The sequence below is a fragment of the Neisseria sp. P0009.S007 genome (assembly GCF_051962515.1).
Window position 1 is genome coordinate 1 of the sequence record NZ_JBQCVF010000799.1, and the last position, 657, is coordinate 657.

The 657-nt window shown below is 51.0% G+C and carries 1 protein-coding gene; it reads right to left on the reverse strand.

Translation table 11 applies throughout. The features are described from left to right. On the reverse strand, positions 1-632 hold a 632-nt coding region (gene kdsB, locus ACTHS3_RS16450; protein ID WP_440368567.1), incomplete at its 3' end, for a 3-deoxy-manno-octulosonate cytidylyltransferase. Between the last annotated feature and the right edge of the window lie 25 nt (positions 633-657).

Sequence of the window (657 nt, forward strand, 5' to 3'; positions counted from 1 at the left end):
GATTCAATGGTTTCCAAAGGAGAAACTTCCATTTCGGAATAGCGTTGCAGGAAACCTGCACGATAGGCATAAATGCCGATGTGGCGCAAGACAGCTGTTTCTGAAGGCAATTCACGTTTTTCAGAGCGCATCACATCGCGTGGATAAGGAATCGGGGCGCGGCTGAAATAGATGGCGTTGCGGTTTTTGTCGAGGACGGCTTTGACAACGTTAGGATTCATAAACTCGTCAAAATCGTGCAATTCGTGGGCGGCGGTCGCCATTTGCACATTGTTTTCAACCAAAACTTCAGCCGTACGGTTGATGAGTTCGGGATCGATTAAAGGCTCGTCGCCTTGTACGTTCACAACAATCAGATGCTGCGGCAGTTTCAGCGTATTGGCCGCTTCGGCAAGACGCGTTGTACCGCTTTCGTGTTGATTAGAAGTCATGACCACTTCGACACCGTGCGCCTGACAGGCCGTCTGAATATCAGGATGGTCGGTGGCAACGACAACATGCGCGGCCTTGCTTTTCGCTGCTTGTTCGGCAACACGTACAACCATCGGTTTACCGTGAATATCGGCCAAAGCCTTGCCCGGCAGACGTGAAGAATCCAACCGCGCCGGAATCAATACGACAAATTCGGTCATGCTTTCAGTTCCTCTTCGCTCAACG